Source organism: Demequina pilifera, from assembly GCF_048814985.1.
In the GTDB taxonomy this organism is placed as follows: Bacteria; Actinomycetota; Actinomycetes; order Actinomycetales; family Demequinaceae; genus Demequina.
The window spans coordinates 502,851-522,060 of sequence record NZ_JBMDTW010000001.1 but is presented as its reverse complement, the minus strand read 5'-3'; the positions used below and the strand labels follow the sequence as shown (position 1 = coordinate 522,060).

Below are 19,210 nucleotides of genomic sequence, written 5' to 3'. Positions count from 1 at the left end.
GGAGGCATCACTAGTCACTGTGCGGAGACGAGACTAGTCATTCTGCGGGAACCCAGCCCCCGCATCGGCCGCGTGAAAGTTAGAGCGACCGCTCGAACTCCTGCATGAACGCGTTGAGCTGACCGGATTCCACCAGGAAGCCGTCGTGGCCCACGGGGGAGTGGACCACCTTGACGCCGTCGGAGCCGGAGAGCGCCTGGTCGAGCCTTTGCGAGTTCTTGAGCGGGTAGAGACGGTCGGAGTCGACCGCGATCACCAGCGCGGGGTCGGTGTAGCGGGCCAGGGCGGTCTCGGCGCCGCCGCGGCCGCGGCCCACGTCGTGGCTCTGGATGGCCTGAGCGAGACGTACATATGTATTGGCGTCGAACCGGCGGGCGAGCTTGCGCGCGTGGTGCTGCAGGTAGCTCTGCACCGCGAACAGCCCGCCCTTGCCCAGCGGGTCGGTCTCGCCCTGGTACTGGCGGCCGAACCGCTCGCCAAGCTCCCGCTCCGACCGGTACGTGGCGTGCGCGATCATGCGCGCGATGCCGAGCCCGGTGTGGGGGCCGTCGCCGTCGGCAGCGTAGTAGTAGTCGCCGCCGCGGAAGTTCGGGTCCGCCTGGATGGCCGCGAGCTGAGTGGTGGACCACGCGATCTGGTCCGCGGTCACGGCCGCGGTCGAGCCCACCGGCGCGATCGCGCCCACGCGGCCCGGCGCCATGACGGTCCACTCGATGGCGCGCATGCCGCCCATCGACGGGCCGGTGATGAGCCGCCAGCGGTCGACGCCGAGGTGATCGGCGAGAGCGATCTCCGCGTTCACCATGTCGCGCATGGTCACGTACGGGAACCGCGATCCCCACGGCCGGCCGTCCTCGGGGTGCGCGCTCGCGGGGCCCGTGCTGCCCTGGCAGCCGCCCACCACGTTCGCGCACACGATGAAGTGCCGCTCCGGGTCGATGGGCCGGCCCGGGCCCACCATCGCGTTCCACCAGCCGCCGGTGATGTGGCCCTCCTCGGCGGGGCCCCACACGTGAGAGTCCCCCGTGAGCGCGTGCGCGATGTAGACGGCGTTGTCCTTGGCGGCATTGAGCTCGCCCCAGGTCTCGTACGCGAGAGTGACGTTCGGCAGGGTGCCCAGAGGGTCGGCCTCGAGCGCGAGATCCCCCAGGGTGAAGAAGTGCCGGCGGCCCGGGTGGTCCCCCTCGCGCCATGCGGCCGATGCGGGTATCGGGGCGCCTACGGCGGGGCCTTCGTCGGCGGCCCAGGCCTCGGTTTCGATGCCGTCATCATCCATGCGGCAACCCTAGTGCGGGGCAGGTGCCTGCCTGTTTTTTCACACGGGGTAGCCAGATGTAGGAACGCCGCCTAGTCTTTGACAGGTGAGTCTCATGTGATTCATGTGACACATGTGACTGAGGGTTGTGGACTGTGACTTCGAAAGTAGGCGACATGTCGCGATGGCAGGCTGTGCGCCGCGCGCCCAAGCGGATGACCGTGATGGGAGTCGTGGGCGCCCTTGCGTTCACCGGCCTCGTGACCTTCCCCATTGCCCCGGCGCAGGCCGCCGACTTCCCCGGTGAGGACGAGATCGCCGCTGCCCAGGCCGCCGCCGCCGACGCCGCGACCAGCGTCGCGCAGCTCGACGCCGCGATCGCGCAGCTCGAGGACGCCCTCCACCAGGCCGACGTCGCCGCGCGACTGGCCGACGAGGACTATCACATCGCTCAGGACGCCGCCGTGGCCGCCGAGCGCAACCTGTACGCGGCCAACAACCGCGCCGACGAGGCCGACGCCGCGCTCGCGGAGGCCAAGACCGGCCTCGCCGCGGTCGCGATGGCCTCGTACCGCAACGCCGGCTCGATGGGCAGCGTCGAGGCGATCGTGAAGTCCGACGGATTCGACGACGTGGTGACGCGCACCGAGGGCCTGAGCCGCGCATCGGCCAACGCCGATTCGACCGTGCAGAAGGTGCAGGCGGCGGAGATCGTGGCCGCCACCACCCGCGAGTACGCCGAAGAAGCGGCCGTGAAGTCCGAGAAGGCCGCCGAGGAAGCTGAAGAGGCGCTCGATACCGCCAAGGCCGCCCGAGCATCGGCCGAGCAGGCCGTGAGCGACGCCGCCGTGGCGCGCGCCGCCGCCACCGAGCGCCTGGCCGAGATGCGCGGCGTCACCGCCGAGCTCGAGCAGGAGCGTCAGGACGGCCTCGCCGCCCAGCGGGTCGCCCGCCAGCAGGCGCAGTTCCAGGAGGAGCAGGAGCGCGCTCAGCGGGCCGCGGCCGCCTCGAACGACTCCGGCGGATCGTCGAGCTCCGGTGGTTCTTCCAACTCTGGTGGGTCGTCCAACTCGGGTGGTTCTTCCAACTCCGGTGGGTCGTCCAACTCGGGCGGGTCGCAGACCTCCGACCCTGCGCCGAACCCGCGCCCCACGCAGACCTCGGCCCCCGATCCCGCGCCCGAGGAGACCTCGGCGCCGGCACCCGACCCCAAGCCGGAACCCAAGCCCGAGCCAAAGCCGGAGCCGTCGCACTCATGGCGCTCCAGCGCCTCGCAGGGGGCCACCGCCGCCGCGCACTCGCTGACCCTCAAGGGCGCGCCGTACGGCTGGGGCCAGTCCGGGCCGGCGTACGACTGCTCGGGCCTGACCTCCGCCTCGTGGCGCACCGCCGGGGTGTCGATCCCGCGCTCGTCGGGCCAGCAGTACCACGGCATGACGTTGCTGCCGTATTCGGAGCTGCGCAAGGGCGACCTGATCTTCTGGGGCGCGGGCCGCAGCTCGTCGTCGATCTACCACGTGGCCATGTACGTGGGCGGCGGCATGATCATGGAGGCTCAGACTCACGGTGCGCCGGCGCAGTCGCGCGGCATGTACTCGTGGGCCGTGGGCGACATGATGCCCTACATCGGCCGCCCGTAGCCTCTCGCGCTGCGCCGGGCGCGCGGACTGACCCAGCCCGCGCATCGGCCGTATTGCCGCTGAGCTGAAGCGTTGCTCACGCGCGTGGGGCGAGTGGGACTGATGAGGCTCGTGTGGCTGCACGCCCGTCACTGGAGTCACTGCCGTCACAGCCGTGTGAGGAACGCGCCCGGGCTGTGGGCGACGCCGGGGCCGGGGCGCGACACGCCCGAGGCGCACGGCATGAGATCCCTCACTCCTCGCGAAAATTGCGTCATCCGCGGGGCCGTGACCCGTCACAATTCTCGAACGCCGTCACCTCACGAGAAGCAGGACATCATGATCGAGTCACGCATATCCAAGCGCGAAGCTGAGCTGGGACTCACCGGAGGCGCCCTGCTGCGCCGCCGCGCGCTTCGCGTGGTGCGCGACGGCACGGTCAAGCCCCTGGACGCGGACGCTCCCGCCGCAGACCCCGCCGCAGACCCCGAGGCCGGCCAGGTCCGCCTGAGCGCCAGCCGCACGTTCGCTCAGCACGGCGTGCTGGGCTCGCCCGACTGCCTGGTGGTGCGCGTGGTGGTGGAGAACGCGGGCGCGCGGGCGGCCCACTCGGACGTCGACGTGGCGTTCGACGTGCCCGGCGCGTGCGCGGCGTGCGAGAGCGACGCCGCGGCCGGCTGGCTGGGCGAGGCGGACGGGTGGAGCTTCACGGTCTCGCGGATCGGCGAACGGATGGCGGTCACGCTGGTGCACCGCGGGGCCATCGCCCCCGGCGCGACGGCCGAGGCGACGTTCCGGCTGCGCATGGCCCCCGACGCCCCGCACGTGAGCGGACTGTCGCTGCGCGCCTCGGGCCACGTGGGCGGTCAGGACGACGGCTGGTCGAGCGACCTCAAGGTTCCGGTGGAGCGCCTGTCCTTCTGACCGCGCACCACGGGGTCGACACTGCCGCCGTCTAGCGCAGCTGCGCGACGAAGTCCGGCAGCGACGTGCGCCGGCCGTCCTGCTCCCAGGCGTCGGCCGCGCTGAGAATCGCCGGCACCGGCGACTTGCTGAGCGCCTCCACATAGTCGGGGAAGTGGCGGCGGTTGGCGGTGTCCTGCGGCCACATGCGCGCCGCAAGGTCCACGAGGGTGAAGTCGTAGCGCTCGAGCGTGTCCACGTACTCGGGGAACGTGCGCCGGTTGGCCTTGTCCTGGATCCACAGGCGCGCGGCGGTGTCCGTGAGCTGCGACTCGTAGCGCTTGAGAGCTTCCACGTAGTCCGGGAACTGGCGGCGGTTCGCCATGTCCTGCGGCCACAGGCGAGCGGCGATGTCCACGAGCGTGAAGTCGTAGCGACGGAGCCTGTCGACGTAGTCGGGGAACGTGCGCTTGTTGGTGTCGTCGTGGGGCCACAGCCGAGCGGCGGCGTCGACCAGGTTGACGTCGTAGCGCTCGAGAGTGGCGACGTAGTCCGGGAAGGTGCGGTCGTCGTCTTTGTCCTGCATCCACGCGCGTGCGGCGATCTCGATGAGGCGGGAGTCGAATCGCTCGAGCCGGCGCGTGTAGTCCTCGAAGCCCCCCGCGAACGCGGTCTCGCGCTGGAACGTCGTCTCAAGCAGATCCGTCATTGGATTCCCCTGGTAGAAGGCCTTGCCGCCAGGTTACTGCACACGCCGAATTGTCAGTGGCCCTGCGGCGGCAACAACGGGTTGAGGTGCGCGAACGCCGTTCCCTTGGCGCGCTCGAAGGAGCGCGTGATCTCCGCCTCGGCCTCAGCGCGGCCCTCCCAGGTCGCGCCCTCGACCGACTTGCCGGGCTCGAGGTCCTTATAGACCTCGAAGAAGTGCTGCACCTCAAGGCGGTGGAAGTCGGAGATGTCCTCGAGCTCCTGACGCCACGTCTGACGCTGGTCGCCCATGGGCACGCACAGCACCTTGTCGTCCACGCCGGCCTCGTCGCTCATGCGGAACATGCCGAGCGCGCGGCAGCGGATCATGCAGCCGGGGAACGTGGGCTCCTCGAGCAGCACGAGCGCGTCGAGGGGGTCGCCGTCCTGGCCCAGCGTGCCGTCGATGAACCCGTAGTCGTCCGGGTAGCGGGTCGACGTGAACAACATGCGATCGAGCTTGATGCGGCCCGTCTCGTGGTCCACCTCATACTTGTTTCGCGACCCCTTGGGGATCTCGATCGTCACGTTGAATTCCATGGTCTACCTCGCGTCGGGGAGTGTGGTGCTGCGTACTAGTGTGGCCTAAGTCCGGAGGTGACGCGTGCGCAGAAAGGTGCTGGCGGGAATTCTTGTCCCCGCCTTTGTGATTGGTGGAGCCGGCCTTTACGCGGTCGCCGATGCCTACGACGTGGTGCCCGGACTTCTGACCGCCGAGCCCGTCCCGGTCACCCCCGCCCCGTTCCTCACCCACGCGCCGGTGAGCGCCGCCCCGGCCCCCGCATCGGCCCTCAGCATGGTGGGTGACGACGCCCCCGTGCCGTCGGCCGAACACCTCCAGTCGCTCGCTCGGGACGTCCGCGACGACCCCCGCACCGGCACCTCCACGAACATCTCCGTCATCGACGTGGTGACGGGCGACGTGCTGGTGGACCTCGACGCGGCGGACCCGCAGGTGCCGGCCTCGTCCACCAAGCTGCTGACCGCCGTCAGCGCCGTCGCGGACCTGGGCCCCGACCACCGGATGAGCACCACCGTCACGTGGGAGCCCGAGGACCGCGTGCTGACCCTCGTCGCGGGCGGCGACATGCTGCTCGCAGCCGGCGAGGGGCACGGCGGGGACGGGGCCGACGCGAACGGGTACGCGGGGATCGCGGACCTGGCCGATGCGATCGCGCTCGCGGCGCCCGATGCGCTCGACGGCGAGGAGGTCTCGGTCGCGGTCGACGACTCGGCCTTCGAGGGGCCTGCCATCAACCCCGACTGGCCGCAGTACGCGCTCGACCAGGGCTACGTCGCGGCCGCCACGGGGCTGGCCGTCGACGCGGGCCGCACCAGCCCCGAGACCTACGCCTCACGCTTCGACGACCCCTCCGTCGCCGCCGGTGACGCGCTCGTCGCCGCCGTCACCGCGCTGGGCGCGACCGTCGCCGGAGACGTCGAGCGCGCTGCCAGCCCGGCGGGCGCATCGGCCGTCGCCGCCGTGCCGAGCGCGCCGCTCAGCGACATCGCGCACCTGCTGCTGCGCGATTCCGACAACACCATCGCCGAGGTGGTCGCGCGGGTGCACGCGCTCGAGACCGGCCGTCCCACCACGCCCGCCGGTGCGGCCGATGCGACAGTCGCCGGCCTCTCCGAGCTCGGCGTGCCTGTGGACGGCTTGGTGCTTCGCGACGGCGCCGGGTTCTCCGAGCGCAACCGCATCTCCGCCGAGCAGCTGACGGCCGCGATCACCGCCGGGCTCGACTCTCCGAACACGAGCGAGCTGCTGGACTGGCTGCCCGTCGGCGGGCTCGAGGGGACCGTGGCCTCGCGCTACGCCGAGACCCCGGCCGCCGGGTCGGTGCGGGCCAAGACCGGATCGCTCACCGGGGTGACCGCCCTGGCAGGCACCGTGCAGACCGCCGACGGCCGGCTGCTGGCCTTCGCGATGCTCGCGGACGGCATGGAGTACAACCCGCAGGGGCCGCGCGACGCGTTCGATGAGATGGTCAACGCTTTGGCACAATGCGGGTGTGAGTAGTCCCGCCCCAGGTCAGTTCCGCGCTCAGCCGGCCCGCGCATCGGCCGCCCGGACGGGCGTGAGATGACCGGGCCGCACCCCTCGGTCGCCGCGATCCGCACCGCCGTGCGCGCCGCGCTCGACGAGACCGAGGTGGGCTCGCGCGTGTGGGTCGCGTGCTCCGGGGGGCCCGATTCGCTGGCGCTCGCGGCCGGCGCCGCGTTCGTGGGCCGCAAGGAGGGCTACCTCACGGGCGCGATCATCGTGGACCACGGCCTGCAGGAGGATTCCGCCGCCGTCGCCGAGCGCGCCGCGGCCGAGGTGCGCAAGGCCGGCATCCATCACGTCTTCGTCGAGAAGGTCACCGTGGGCCGAGAGGGCGGGCTGGAATCCGCCGCGCGCAATGCCCGCTACGCCGCGCTCAACAACCGCATGGACGCCGAGGGCGGGCTGTCTCCCGTGCTGCTCACGGGCCACACCATGGACGATCAGGCGGAGACCGTGCTGTTGGCGCTCGCGCGCGGGTCGGGGGCGCGGGCGCTGGCCGGGATTCCCGCGCGGCGGGGGCGCATCATCCGGCCCATGCTGTCGCTGCGTCGCAAGGACACGGTGGCGGCGTGCCAGGCGCTCGGCCTCGAGCCGTGGCACGACCCCACCAACTACGTCTCGGACGGGCCCAAGCGCTCGGCGGTGCGGGCCAAGGTGATGCCGGCGCTCGTGGACGTGCTCGGACCCGGCGTGGTGTCCGGGCTCGCGCGGTCGGCGGCGCTGCTGCAGGCCGATGCCGACGAGCTCGACCGGCAGGCGCGGTCGGCGATGCGCGCCGGAGGTGCGGCCGGTACGAAGGCTGCTGGCGCATCGGCCGGGCGCAGTGACGCGAGCGAATGGCAGTGCGACATGCTCGCGGCGCTGCCGGACGCGATCCGCTCGCGCATGATCAAGATGCTCGCGGAGAACGCCGGCGCCGGGCCGCTGACCACCGCCCACGTGGTCGCGATCGACCTGCTCGTGACCGGGTTCCGAGGGCAGGGCGGCGTCGCGCTCCCCGGAGGCTACGAGGCGCGGCGCGAATATGGCAGGCTGGTGATCACCCGCCCGAGTCCCCGTCCCTGAGCCTGGACGACCTCGTTTCCGGAAGACGCCGAGGAGCAGCTGTGGAAGCCCAGTACGACATGGACGATTTCACCAAGGTGATCGTCAGCGAGAACGACATCTCCCGCAAGCTCGACACCCTGTCGGCGCAGATCCGCTCGGATTACGAGGGCAAGGACCTGCTGCTGGTCGGCGTGCTGAAGGGCGCGGTCATGGTGATGGCCGACCTCGCGCGCCGCATGCCGCCCTCCGTGCAGATGGACTGGATGGCGGTGTCGTCCTACGGCTCCGGCACCAAGTCCTCCGGCGTGGTGCGGATCCTCAAGGACCTGGACGCGGACCTCACCGGCCGGCACGTGCTGATCGTCGAGGACATCATCGACTCCGGCATCACGCTGCACTGGCTGCTGGGGAACCTGCGCTCGCGCGGCGCCGCCTCCGTCGAGGTCATGACGCTGCTGCGCAAGCCCGACGCCCAGCAGGTCGAGGTCGCCGTCAAGTACCTGGGCTTCGAGATCCCCAACGAGTTCGTGGTGGGCTACGGCCTGGACTACGCGGAGTCGTACCGGACCCTGCCGTTCGTGGCGATCCTGAACCCGCAGGTCTACGGCGACTAGCCTCACCGACGCCGCATCTGCAGCGTTCCTCACGCACATGTGACGAGTGGTGCGCGTGGGCGACATGCGACTGCCTCTCTAGCCTCGACAGCCTCACTCGTCACAACCGTGTGAGCAACGCCCCGCGCCGCCGCGTCCCCAACGCCCCCGGGGTCTCTCGCTTCCCCCATCGGAGCGGGCCGTAGTAGCCATCGTCGAAGGCCGCCGCACATCCTCGGGCGATGGACCCCATTCGAGCACTGCGAGCCGCTGGCGGTGCAGCCCACCGTGCCGCGCTGCTGAGAAGTGGGGTGAGCGAGCGCGCACTCGACCGAGCATGTCGGGAGGGGCTCATTCAACGCCCGTACCGAGGGGTCTACGTCCTCGCTGAAGTCTCCGACGCGAGAGCGTTGGCGTGCTACTTCGGAGGGCGGATTACGTGCGTCAGCGCTGCGGAAGCACATGGGCTCCGTGTGCTCGAACGGCCTTCCGCGGTACACCTGGAACTCCCTTCGGAGCTCGGGCGCAGACGCCGGCCCACCCGCGCGCATGACTCGGTGCGCCTGCATCGGTCGCGCAGCTTTACGGAGGGGCGGGAGCTCGTGTCAACGGCCCGAGCAATCGACATCTCGGTGCACTGCGTCGATGCCATGGCGCAGTTGGTGATGCTCGACCACGCGCTTCGCATCGGCACATGCACGCGGAAGAACATCGCCGCGTTCACTGTGACACCTGGTCCCCGTCGTGCGTGGCTGCTCGCTGCCGTTGATCCGCGGTCCGACTCGGTGTCCGAGACCTGTGCGCGTGTCGCGTTGCGCGCCGCAGGTCTCGACGTGGTGAGCCAGGCCGTGTTCCCGGGAGTCGGCCGGGTGGATCTGCTCGTGGAGGGGCGGGTGGTGGTCGAGTGTGACGGGCGTGACTATCACTCCGATCCCCGTGCGTTCGCAAGGGACCGCGCGCGGGACCGGGAGCTAATCGCTCGAGGGCTCGACGTGCTCCGATTCCCCTACGCCGACACTGTGTACCGTCCGGACCGAGTGGTGAGCGACGTGCGCCGGGCGCTCGATGCGAGTCCGTTGCGCAGGTGATGCGCAGCGTTGCTCACACACCTGGGACGTGTGTGTCTGATGAGACGGGTGAGGTGCTCACAACCACCCCACGCGCCCCGCGCTTCACATCCGTGTGAGGAACGCGTCGCTGGGAAAGGGGGAGGGGGCCGGGCTCGCCTTCAGCGAAACCTTGAAGTCGGCCCATCTCACTGCCGTAGGCTCTACACCACCATGAAAAAGGCACTCACCCTGCGCCGCATCATCCCCCTCATCCTCCTCGCCGTCGTGATCGGCTGGCTGGTGTCGGGGTTGTTCGCGCCCCAAGTCCAGCGCGTCGACACGTCCACCGGCCTCCAGATCCTGGATGCCGAGCTGGTCGAGCAGGCGAAGATCATCGACGGCGACCAGCGCGTGCAGCTCACGCTCGTCGAGAACTGGGCCGAGGAGATCCCGGAGGACGCCCCCGAGGAGTGGGCCGACTACCCGGCGCAGATCGAGTTCTTCTGGACCGCGCCGCAGGGCGAGGAGATCGTCGACGAGGTCAAGGCCGCGGACCCGGAGGGCGGCTACGACTCCGAGGTGCCGCAGTCCAGCATCTGGTCGACCCTGGCCTTCACGTTCCTGCCGATCCTGCTGCTGGTCGCGCTGTTCTGGTTCCTGATGTCGAGCATGCAGGGCGGCGGAGGCCGGCTCATGCAGTTCGGCAAGTCCAAGGCCTCGCTGGTCACCCCGGACACCCCGACCGTCAAGTTCGACGACGTCGCGGGCGTCGAGGAGGCCGTGGACGAGCTCCGCGAGATCGAGGAGTTCCTCGAGAACCCGGAGAAGTTCCAGGCCGTGGGCGCCAAGATCCCCAAGGGCGTGCTGCTGTACGGCCCCCCGGGAACCGGAAAGACGCTGATCGCCCGCGCCGTCGCGGGCGAGGCCGGCGTGCCGTTCTTCCACATCTCCGGATCCGACTTCGTCGAGATGTTCGTGGGAGTGGGCGCCAGCCGTGTGCGCGACCTTTTCGAGCAGGCCAAGAAGAACGCCCCGGCGATCATCTTCGTCGACGAGATCGATGCGGTGGGTCGCCACCGCGGCGCCGGCATGGGCGGCGGCCACGACGAGCGCGAGCAGACCCTCAACCAGATGCTGGTCGAGATGGACGGCTTCGACGCCACCACCAACGTCATCATGATCGCGGCGACCAACCGCCCCGACATCCTCGACCCCGCACTGCTGCGCCCGGGCCGGTTCGACCGCCAGGTGGGCGTCGACGCTCCCGACCTCAAGGGCCGCCAGAAGGTGCTCGAGGTGCACGCCAAGGGCAAGCCCATCTCTCCCGAGGTCGACCTGACGCTCATGGCCCGCCGCACCCCCGGCTTCACGGGCGCGGACCTCGCGAACGTCCTCAACGAGGCCGCCCTGCTCACCGCACGAAGGGACCTCAAGCTCATCGGCCCCTCCGAGCTCGACGAGGCCGTGGACCGCGTGATCGCCGGACCCCAGAAGCGCACGCGCATCATGAACGACCACGACAAGGCCGTGACCGCGTACCACGAGGGCGGTCACGCCCTGGTGGCGGCGGCCATGAACCACACGGACCCGGTCACCAAGGTGACGATCCTGCCCCGGGGCCGCGCGCTCGGCTACACGATGGTGATGCCGCAGGAGGACCGCTACTCGAAGACCCGCAACCAGCTGCTCGACAACCTCGCCTACGCGATGGGCGGACGCGTCGCGGAGGAGCTCGTGTTCGGCGACCCGTCCACCGGCGCGTCCAACGACATCCAGCAGGCGACCGAGATCGCCAAGCAGATGGTCACCGAGTACGGCATGTCGCAGGACGTGGGCTCCGTGCGGCTGGCCGGCAGCTCCGGAGAGGTCTTCATGGGCCGCGACATGGGCCACGGGCGCGACTACTCCGAGAACCTCGCGGCCAAGGTCGACGCCGAGGTCCGCGGCCTCATGGACCGGGCGATGGAGGAGGCCACCAAGGCGCTGCAGGCCAACCGCGGCGTGCTGGACGCGCTCGCGGCCGAGCTCCTCGAGAAGGAGACCCTTAACGAGACCGAGCTCGCGGAGATCTTCACCAAGGTCAAGCCGGTCGCGCGGCGCAAGCACTGGGTGAGCGGCGACTGGGCGCCCAAGACCGCGCCCCGCAAGAAGCCGGTCACCGCGCCGCCGCCGCCCAAGGAGGAGCCCAAGGATTCGCTCCCCACCGAGTCGGACGCGCCCACAGACGTCCCCGCCGACGCCACCCCCGACAACCCGGTCTCCGGCGACAACCAGTAGCGAGACGCGCATGAGCGAGGACAGCGACAAGAAGCGCACCAGCCAAGCGGCCGATGCGCGGGCCGGGCAGTCCGTCCCGCCCGCCTTGCGGGCGGCGGAGGCCCCGCGCGTGGACGAGGAGCCGGCCCGGGCATCGGCGGCAGGCGCGATCGACCAGCCGCGCGCCGAGGCCGCGGTGCGAGAGCTGCTGATCGCGATCGGGGAGGACCCGGACCGCGACGGGCTGCGGGACACCCCGGGCCGTGTGGCGCGCGCGTACGAGGAGTTCTTCGCCGGACTGTCGCAGACCCCCGAAGACGTGCTGAGCGCGGTCTTCGAGCTGGGCCACGAGGAGATGATCCTGGTCAAGGACATCGAGCTGTACTCGATGTGCGAGCACCACCTGGTGCCGTTCCACGGCGTGGCCCACGTGGCCTACATCCCTGGTGAGGACGGCCGCATCACGGGACTGAGCAAGTTGGCTCGCTTGGTTGAGATGTACGCGCGCCGCCCGCAGGTCCAGGAGCGGCTCACCACGCAGGTGGCGGACGCCCTCGTCGAGCACCTGGGCGCGCGTGGCGTCATCGTGGTGGTCGAGGCCGAGCACCTGTGCATGTCCATGCGCGGCATCCGCAAGCCCGGTTCCCGCACCGTGACCAGCGCGGTCCGCGGCGTGATGCGCGACGGCGCCACCCGCGCCGAGGCCATGAGCCTCATCGTCGGAAAGTAGCGCGCCGTGACCCTCGTGATGGGGATCCTCAACGTCACCCCGGACAGCTTCAGCGACGGCGGTGAATGGGATACGGCCGATGCGGCCATCGCCAAGGGCCTCTCGCTCGCCCAGGAGGGTGCGGACATCGTGGACGTGGGCGGTGAGTCCACGCGTCCCGGCGCCGAGCGCGTCGAGCCCGGCGAGGAGGTCACCCGCGTGCTGCCCGTCATCGAGGCGCTCGCGGGCGAGGGCGTCACCGTGTCCGTCGACACCATGCGGGCGCGCACGGCGCGGGCCGCGGTCGATGCGGGCGCGCGGATCGTCAACGACGTCTCGGGCGGCCTCGCGGACCCCGACATGGCGCGGATCGTCGCCGAGCTCGAGTGCGACTACGTCGCGATGCACTGGCGCGCGCACAGCACCGAGATGAACGAGTGGGCCCACTACGACGACGTGGTGCGCGAGGTGCGTGACGAGCTCGCGGCCCGCGTGGGCGCGCTGGTCGCGGCCGGGATTGCGCCCGCGCGGATCATCCTGGACCCCGGGCTGGGCTTCGCCAAGGTGGGGGACAGCAACTGGGACCTGCTCGCGCACCTGGACGTCTTCGAGCAGCTCGGGGCCGGCCACCGGCTGCTGGTGGGCGCCTCGCGCAAGCGGTTCCTGGGCGCGGCCATTGCTCGCGCAGGTGAGGAGCAGGGAGACCCGGCCCCCGCATCGGCCCGCGACCACGCGACCACCGCGATCACGACCATGTGCGCCCAGCAGGGCGTGTGGGCGGTGCGCGTGCACGATGCCAGGGCCGCTCGCGACGCGGTTCAGGTCGTGTCCGCTTGGCAGAACGCCCGCGAGAGGCAACGATGAGGCTATGAGCGCAGCAGCGAGGCCATACGTCAAGGACGGTATCGAGTTCGACCAGATCGCCGTGCGCGGCATCCGCGTCCAGGGCTTTCACGGCGTGTACGCGAACGAGCGCGAGGACGGGCAGCTGTTCTTCGCGGACGTGGTCGCGCACGTCAACACCCGAGCGGCCGCGTCGAGCGACGACGTGTCGCGCACCATCAACTACTCGGACATCGCGGACCGCACCGCAGAGATCCTCGCCGGGTCCCCGTTCCAGCTCATCGAGGCCGTCGCCGAGCACATCGCGCGCGAGCTGCTCGAGATCCAGGGGATCGGCTGCGTGGACGTGACGGTGCACAAGCCGCAGGCGCCGCTGCACGTCGAGTTCAAGGACGTCACCATCACCATCCGCCGCGACCGGCGCGACGGGTCGCTGTCCGCGGACAAGCGCATCGGCTCGTCGGCGGGATTCTCGGACGACCCGCTGGACCCGGAGAGCGGGCCGGCGCGCGACCGGATGGACGAGCGGCCCCCGCAGCCCGTGGGCGCGGTCATCGCGCTGGGCGGCAACCTCGGCGACGTCGAGCCCGTGTTCCGGGACACTCTCGCGGCGCTGCACCGCATCACCGGCATCGAGATGCGCGCCGCGTCGCCGCTGTTCAGGACCGCTCCCGAGGGCGGCGTGGACCAGCCCGACTACTTGAACGCCGTCGCGCGCATCGAGACCATGCTGTCCCCGCGCGAGCTGCTCGCGGCGTGCCACGGCGTCGAGATGCTGCACGGCCGCGACCGCTCCGTGCCGCGTGCGTCGCGCACCCTCGACCTCGACATCATCAGCTACGACGGCGTGACCGGCGAGAGCGAGGACCTCACGCTCCCGCACCCGCGCGCGCATCAGCGGGCGTTCGTGCTGGTGCCGTGGTCCTACATGGAGCCCGATGCGGTGCTCGAGCCGCATGGCCGCGTCATGGACATGGCCCGCCAGCTGAGCACCGAGGGACTGACCATGGTCGCGCCCGAGTGGCCTCACGTGCCCGCGCCCGATGCGCTCGGGTCGGTTCCGCCCGTGCAGTCCGCGGAGTTCGCCCCCGAGCAGCAGTCCGACTGGTCCGATCCCGTCGGCTCGTACGAGGAGTCGGGCCAGCAGGAGCAGCACGGCCAGCACGAGCAGCACGGCCAGCAGGACCAGTACGGCCAGCCCGAGCACCAGGCCCAGCCGGAACAGTACGGCCAGCCGGAACAGCCCCGCTGGGAGCCCGGCGCCGGTCCCTCCGGTTCGCAGTAGCCGCCAGCCTTGTCGTATCTGACGTGGCAGCGCCTCACGTTCGTGGGGCTGTGCGCCGTGGCCCTCGCGTGGCTGGTGACGGACGTGATGGAGCGCGGCGGCGCGACCCCCGAGACCGTGCCCTGGACCGTGTTCGTGGTGTGCGTGGCCGCCGGCGCGTTCGCGCTGTGGAGGGGCTGGCAGGTGCGCCGCTACCTCAAGGGCGACAAGCCGGACCTGGATGGGATGGCCGCGGCCCGCACCGCGGTGCTCGCGCAGGCGTGCGCGTACGGAGGCGCGATCCTGGTGGGGGCGTTCCTCGGCTACGCGCTCGGACTCGCCGACCAGTGGTCGCATGCGCCCCGGCGCGACGTGATCGTCTCCGCGCTGCTGGGCGCCCTCGCGGGCGCGGCGCTGCTCACGTCCGGGGCGGTGGCGGAGCACTGGTGCCGTCACGGCGGCGACGATGAGGACCGCGGCGAACCCTCCGCAGCCTGACCTGCCCCCGCCCGGCAAGGCCCCCGGCACGCCCTCCGGCGCGCGTCGCGTCCGCCACGGCTGGCAGACTGGAGCCATGACCTGGTTCGAGCCCGACGACACCTCCTGGCAGTACGTGTCCCGCAAGTTGATCCCCGCACGCCTCATCACCATGGGCGCCGTGCTGGGGCTGCCGCTGATCGGCCTGATCGTGCTCGGCGCGCTCACCAGCGCGTGGGTGTGGATCGGCGCGGGCGCGGTGCTGATCGCGATGCTGTGGAGCGCCTGGGTGATCGTCCGTCAGGTGACCGCGCACGCGTGGGCCGAGCGCGAGGACGACCTGGTGGTCAAGCGCGGGCGGCTGTTCCGCTCTGTGACCGTGGTGCCGTACGGCCGCATGCAGTACGTCGAGGTCGAGTCCGGGCCGCTCGCCCGCGCCTTCGGCATCGCGCGCGTGCAGCTCCACACCGCCTCCCCTGGCACCGACGCCAACATCGCGGGCGTGCCCGAGGCGGAGGCCGCGCGACTGCGCGACCGGCTCTCCTCGCGCGGCGAAGCGCAGCTGGCGGGGCTGTGACCGGCGAGAGCGAACCCACCGGCGACGGGGCCCCCGAGCAGACCGCTCCGCGCATCGTCTACCGCGCCCCGCGCGAGTGGAAGCGGGTCCACCCCATCTCGCCGCTGCTCGGCGGCTGGGCCGTGCTGGGTGTGGTCGGCTCGATCATGCTCTACAACTACGCGCCCAACTGGGCCGGTCCCGACGAGGGCATGGTCGAGCTCGCGGAGACCCTCACGAGCTCGCTGGGCTGGTTCGCCCTCGGCGCCGTCGTGATCTTGGCCCTGACGCTCGGCGCGGGCTACCTCCAGTGGCGCGTCAACATGTACCGGCTCGGCGACGAGGCCGTGCAGCAGCGCAAGGGGATCCTGTTCCGCCAGCAGCGCCAGGCGCGGCTCGACCGCCTGCAGGCCGTGGACGTGGTGCAGCCGCTGCTCGCGCGATTCTTCGGCTTCGCGGAGCTCCGCATCGAGGTCGCGGGCGGCGAGAACTCCGGGATCGTCCTCGAATACCTGAGGCTGGGCGACGCGGAGGCGATGCGCAACGAGCTGCTCGCGCTCGCGGCCGGCGTCAAGCGCGCCAAGGCCGCGGGGCAGGAGGCGACGGTGGACGCCGTCGCGGGTTCCGGCACTGCGGCCGATGCTGGGGCGGCCGACGCGGACAAGGCGTCACTTCGCGACATCGCGGGCATGCCCGCGGGGGATGTCGAGACGCAGGCGGCTCCCGAGCGCGAGATCTACGCGGTGCCGCTGTCCAGGCTCGCGCTGTCGATCGTGCTGACCGGGCCGTTCATCTTCCTGGTGTCGCTGCCGATCATCGTCGGGCTCGCAGTGCTGCTACTTCCGCTGGACCTGGACGACGTGGTCGCCATGACCATCGGCGCCGGGCTGTTCACCGTCCTGCCAGCGGTCTTCGGACTGCTGGGATTCTTCTGGTCGCGGCTCAACTCCGGATTCGGCTTCAAGGCGGCGCTGTCTCCCGACGGGATCCGGCTGCGCCACGGCGCCCTCGAGACCCGCCGTCAGACCGTGCCGCCCGGCCGGGTCCAGGCGGTCCGGTTCCAGCAGACGCTGCTGTGGCGGCGCAAGGACTGGTGGCGCGTCACCATCAACGTGGCGGGCTACCAGGACGAACAGGAGAACGTGTCGACCCTGCTGCCCGTGGGCAGTCGGCAGGACGCGCTCACCGCGCTGTGGCTGGTGCTGCCGGACCTGGGCGACCCCGACCCCGCCGGCACCGTGTCGACCGCGCTGTCCGGAACCGGCGACGAGCACGGGTTCACGGCCTCCTCGACGCGCGCGCGGCTGTTCGACCCGATCCAGTGGCGACAGCGCGGCGTGCGCGCCACCGACCGCGCGCTGATGATCCGCCGCGGACGGCTGTCGCGAGAGATGTTCGTCGTGCCGCACGAGCGCACCCAGTCGCTGCAGCTCCGGCAGGGCCCGTGGGAGAAGCGGCGTGGCCTCGCCTCGTTCGTGGTCCACTCGACCAACGGTCCGGTGAAGCCCGTCGCGGAGCACCTGGACGTGGAGGACGGGATCGCGCTGCTCGAGTCGCAGTCCAAGCGCGCGGCCGAGGGCCGGCGCCGCCAGACACCCGAGCAGTGGATGTCGGCGGTGGGGATCAGTGAGTAGGCCCGGCCGCCTGGCCGTGGGAGTGCTCGGGGCCGGCCGCGTGGGCGCGGTGCTGGGCGCGGCGCTGCGGCGCGCGGGCCACGAGGTCGTGGGCGCCACGGGAGTGTCCGAGGAGTCCCGCGACCGCATCGACGCGCTGCTGCCGGGCGTGCCCGTGGTCGAACCCGACGCGCTGGTCCGGCAGGCCGACCTGGTGCTGCTGACCGTGCCGGACGATTCGATCCACGCCGTGACCGCCGGCCTGGCATCGCTGGGCGCGTGGCGCGCCGGGCAGATCGTGGTGCACACCTCGGGCCGCTACGGCACCGAGGCGCTGGCCGATGCGACCGCCGCCGGTGCGCTGCCGCTCGCGATCCACCCGGCGATGACCTTCACCGGCACCTCCCTGGACCTGGACCGCCTGACGGACGCCGTGTTCGCGGTGTCCGCCCCCGCACCGGTGCTGCCCATCGCCCAGGCGCTGGTGGTCGAGATGGGCGGCGAGCCGCTGGTGATCGAGGACTCGGCCAGGCCCGCGTATCACGCGGCCCTCGTGCACGGAGCGAACCACGTGGTGACGGCCGTGACGCAGGCCGGCGCGCAGCTCGCGCGCATCGGCGTCGAGGAGCCCGGGCGCGTGCTCGGCCCGCTCGTGCACGCCTCCGTCGAGGGCGCGCTGGCCGATGCCCCCGGCGCGGTCGCGTCGCTCACCGGACCGGTGGTGCGTGGCGACGCCGGCACCGTCGCCGCCCATCTGGCCGCGCTCGCGGGTCAGGTGGAGATGCTTCACGCCTACCGGGCCATGGCGCGCGCGACCGCGGATCTCGCACTGTCCGGAGGGCGCATCGGCCCCGCGGCGTATGCCGACATCATCGCGACCCTGGGGGTGGACACGTGAGGCTCGCCTCGACCGCCGCCGAGCTGCCCGAGCGCCCGCGCGAGGGCACGCGCGCCGTCGTCATGACCATGGGTGCGCTGCACGAGGGACACCTCGCGCTAGTGCGCCGCGCCAACGAGATCGCGGAACAGGTCATCGTGACCATCTTCGTGAACCCGCTGCAGTTCAACGACCCGTCCGACCTGGAGCGCTACCCCCGCACCCTCGAGGCGGACTGCGCGCTGCTCGAGGCCGAGGGGGTGGACGCCGTCTTCGCCCCGTCTGTCGAGGAGATGTACCCGGGCGGCGACCCCGTCGTGACGGTCAGCGCCGGGAGGATCGGCGACGTGTTCGAGGGCGCCCGCCGGCCCGGTCACTTCGACGGCGTGCTCACCGTGGTCCTCAAGCTCCTGCACCTGACCGCGCCCGACGTCGCGCTGTTCGGCGCCAAGGACGCTCAGCAGGTGATCGCGGTGCGCGCCATGGTGCGCGACCTGGCCGTGCCCGTCCGGATCGAGGCCGTTCCGACCATCCGCGACGCCGACGGACTGGCGCTCAGCTCGCGCAACGTGCACCTGAGCTCTCAGGATCGCGAGGCAGCGCTGGCCCTGTCCCGAGCCCTCGCGGCCGCGGAGGCGGCCGCCCGGAATGGCGACCCGGCCCCGGACGTTGTCCGCACCGGGATGGACGTGCTGACCGACGCAACCCGCGCATCGGCCGGTGTGGCGGTGGACTACTTCGCCGCGCTGGACCCGCGCACCGCTCACGAGGTGCCCGCCGATCATCGCGGCGAGGCGGTGGTCGCGGTCGCCGCCACGGTGGGCGGAACACGACTCATCGACAACAAGACCGTCCTCATCGACCTGGAAGGACGCCCATGACTTCGCTGCAGCGCACCATGATGATCTCGAAGATTCATCGCGCCACCGTGACGCAGGCCGACCTGCACTACGTGGGCTCGATCACCATCGACGCCACGCTGATGGAGAGCGCGGACCTGCTCCCCGGGCAGCAGGTGGACGTCGTGGACGTGACCAACGGCGCGCGGCTGACCACCTATGCGATCCCCGGTGCCCCCGACACGGGGCAGATCTGCATCAACGGGGCCGCCGCCCACCTGGTGAACCCCGGCGACACCATCATCGTCATCGCGTACGGGTCGCTCGCGGACGCCGAGGCGCGCACGTTCGAGCCGCACGTGGTGTTCGTGGACGGCGACAACGGGATCCTGCAGGAGTGCGACGATCCCGGCTCGGTGCCCGACGGCTACGGCCTCGAGCGCTCGGGCGTCCCGGTGCACGAGTTCCACGAGAAGGGCTGGGACGCCTTCCGGTCCTGAGCCGCCCCGCTCC

19 protein-coding genes and 1 pseudogene are annotated in these 19,210 nt (G+C 71.3%); 17 read left to right on the top strand and 3 right to left on the bottom strand.

The features are described 5' to 3' along the window. Positions 1–79: 79 nt before the first annotated feature. Positions 80–1,276 carry a homoserine O-acetyltransferase MetX gene (metX, locus tag ACNI14_RS02320; protein WP_420518318.1) on the bottom strand — a complete coding sequence of 399 codons (1,197 nt, stop codon included), beginning with the start codon at positions 1,274–1,276 and terminating at the stop codon, positions 80–82. Positions 1,277–1,431: 155 nt separating this feature from the next. Between metX and ACNI14_RS02315 the strand changes: the two genes are divergently transcribed. Continuing rightward, positions 1,432–2,895, top strand: coding sequence for a C40 family peptidase (locus ACNI14_RS02315; protein ID WP_420518317.1), 1,464 nt, complete (start codon positions 1,432–1,434; stop codon positions 2,893–2,895). A gap of 318 nt (positions 2,896–3,213) precedes the next feature. Continuing rightward, complete coding sequence (locus tag ACNI14_RS02310; RefSeq protein ID WP_420518316.1) at positions 3,214–3,798, top strand: hypothetical protein; 585 nt, start codon at positions 3,214–3,216, stop codon at positions 3,796–3,798. 31 nt (positions 3,799–3,829) lie between these two features. Here ACNI14_RS02310 and ACNI14_RS02305 read toward each other — a convergent pair whose 3' ends face one another. Next, a complete protein-coding gene (locus tag ACNI14_RS02305; RefSeq protein WP_420518315.1) occupies positions 3,830–4,486 on the bottom strand; it encodes a hypothetical protein in 657 nt (218 codons plus the stop codon). 53 nt (positions 4,487–4,539) lie between these two features. Further along, a complete protein-coding gene (locus ACNI14_RS02300; RefSeq protein WP_420518314.1) occupies positions 4,540–5,064 on the bottom strand; it encodes an inorganic diphosphatase in 525 nt (174 codons plus the stop codon). A gap of 64 nt (positions 5,065–5,128) precedes the next feature. On the opposite strand from ACNI14_RS02300, the gene dacB reads away from it, so the two are divergent. The 15 genes and pseudogenes from dacB to panD all read left to right on the top strand — a co-directional run bounded on the left by dacB (position 5,129) and on the right by panD (position 19,197). Next, positions 5,129–6,547: a D-alanyl-D-alanine carboxypeptidase/D-alanyl-D-alanine endopeptidase gene (dacB, locus tag ACNI14_RS02295; RefSeq protein ID WP_420518313.1), complete on the top strand. Its 1,419-nt coding sequence runs from the start codon at positions 5,129–5,131 to the stop codon at positions 6,545–6,547. Positions 6,548–6,610: 63 nt separating this feature from the next. Next, positions 6,611–7,639: a tRNA lysidine(34) synthetase TilS gene (gene tilS / locus ACNI14_RS02290; RefSeq protein ID WP_420518312.1), complete on the top strand. Its 1,029-nt coding sequence runs from the start codon at positions 6,611–6,613 to the stop codon at positions 7,637–7,639. A 59-nt stretch (positions 7,640–7,698) separates the two neighbouring features. Then, a complete protein-coding gene (hpt, locus tag ACNI14_RS02285; protein WP_420518430.1) occupies positions 7,699–8,235 on the top strand; it encodes a hypoxanthine phosphoribosyltransferase in 537 nt (178 codons plus the stop codon). 221 nt (positions 8,236–8,456) lie between these two features. Continuing rightward, positions 8,457–8,591 (top strand): annotated as a pseudogene (locus tag ACNI14_RS02280) (type IV toxin-antitoxin system AbiEi family antitoxin domain-containing protein); the annotation flags it as partial. Positions 8,592–8,816: 225 nt separating this feature from the next. Continuing rightward, positions 8,817–9,302 carry an endonuclease domain-containing protein gene (locus ACNI14_RS02275; RefSeq protein WP_420518429.1) on the top strand — a complete coding sequence of 162 codons (486 nt, stop codon included), beginning with the start codon at positions 8,817–8,819 and terminating at the stop codon, positions 9,300–9,302. A gap of 192 nt (positions 9,303–9,494) precedes the next feature. Then, positions 9,495–11,540, top strand: a complete 2,046-nt coding sequence (gene ftsH / locus ACNI14_RS02270; protein WP_420518311.1) for an ATP-dependent zinc metalloprotease FtsH — start codon at positions 9,495–9,497, stop codon at positions 11,538–11,540. Between the two features lie 10 nt (positions 11,541–11,550). Next, positions 11,551–12,249, top strand: coding sequence for a GTP cyclohydrolase I FolE (gene folE / locus ACNI14_RS02265; RefSeq protein WP_420518310.1), 699 nt, complete (start codon positions 11,551–11,553; stop codon positions 12,247–12,249). A gap of 6 nt (positions 12,250–12,255) precedes the next feature. Further along, positions 12,256–13,092, top strand: a complete 837-nt coding sequence (gene folP / locus ACNI14_RS02260; protein ID WP_420518309.1) for a dihydropteroate synthase — start codon at positions 12,256–12,258, stop codon at positions 13,090–13,092. Positions 13,093–13,096: 4 nt separating this feature from the next. Then, positions 13,097–14,356, top strand: a complete 1,260-nt coding sequence (gene folK, locus ACNI14_RS02255) for a 2-amino-4-hydroxy-6-hydroxymethyldihydropteridine diphosphokinase (RefSeq protein ID WP_420518308.1) — start codon at positions 13,097–13,099, stop codon at positions 14,354–14,356. Between the two features lie 9 nt (positions 14,357–14,365). Continuing rightward, on the top strand, positions 14,366–14,833 hold the full coding sequence (locus ACNI14_RS02250; protein WP_420518307.1) for a DUF3180 domain-containing protein: 468 nt from the start codon (positions 14,366–14,368) through the stop codon (positions 14,831–14,833). 76 nt (positions 14,834–14,909) lie between these two features. Then, complete coding sequence (locus ACNI14_RS02245) at positions 14,910–15,389, top strand: PH domain-containing protein (protein WP_420518306.1); 480 nt, start codon at positions 14,910–14,912, stop codon at positions 15,387–15,389. Continuing rightward, positions 15,386–17,002: a PH domain-containing protein gene (locus tag ACNI14_RS02240; RefSeq protein WP_420518305.1), complete on the top strand. Its 1,617-nt coding sequence runs from the start codon at positions 15,386–15,388 to the stop codon at positions 17,000–17,002. The genes ACNI14_RS02245 and ACNI14_RS02240 overlap by 4 nt, the downstream gene beginning before the upstream one ends. Further along, complete coding sequence (locus ACNI14_RS02235) at positions 16,995–17,879, top strand: Rossmann-like and DUF2520 domain-containing protein (RefSeq protein ID WP_420518304.1); 885 nt, start codon at positions 16,995–16,997, stop codon at positions 17,877–17,879. The genes ACNI14_RS02240 and ACNI14_RS02235 overlap by 8 nt, the downstream gene beginning before the upstream one ends. Continuing rightward, positions 17,876–18,739: a pantoate--beta-alanine ligase gene (gene panC, locus ACNI14_RS02230; RefSeq protein ID WP_420518303.1), complete on the top strand. Its 864-nt coding sequence runs from the start codon at positions 17,876–17,878 to the stop codon at positions 18,737–18,739. The genes ACNI14_RS02235 and panC overlap by 4 nt, the downstream gene beginning before the upstream one ends. Next, the gene (gene panD / locus ACNI14_RS02225) at positions 18,736–19,197 is read left to right on the top strand and encodes an aspartate 1-decarboxylase (RefSeq protein ID WP_420518302.1); all 462 of its coding nucleotides are present in this window, start codon (positions 18,736–18,738) and stop codon (positions 19,195–19,197) included. The genes panC and panD overlap by 4 nt, the downstream gene beginning before the upstream one ends. The last annotated feature ends 13 nt before the right edge of the window (positions 19,198–19,210 follow it).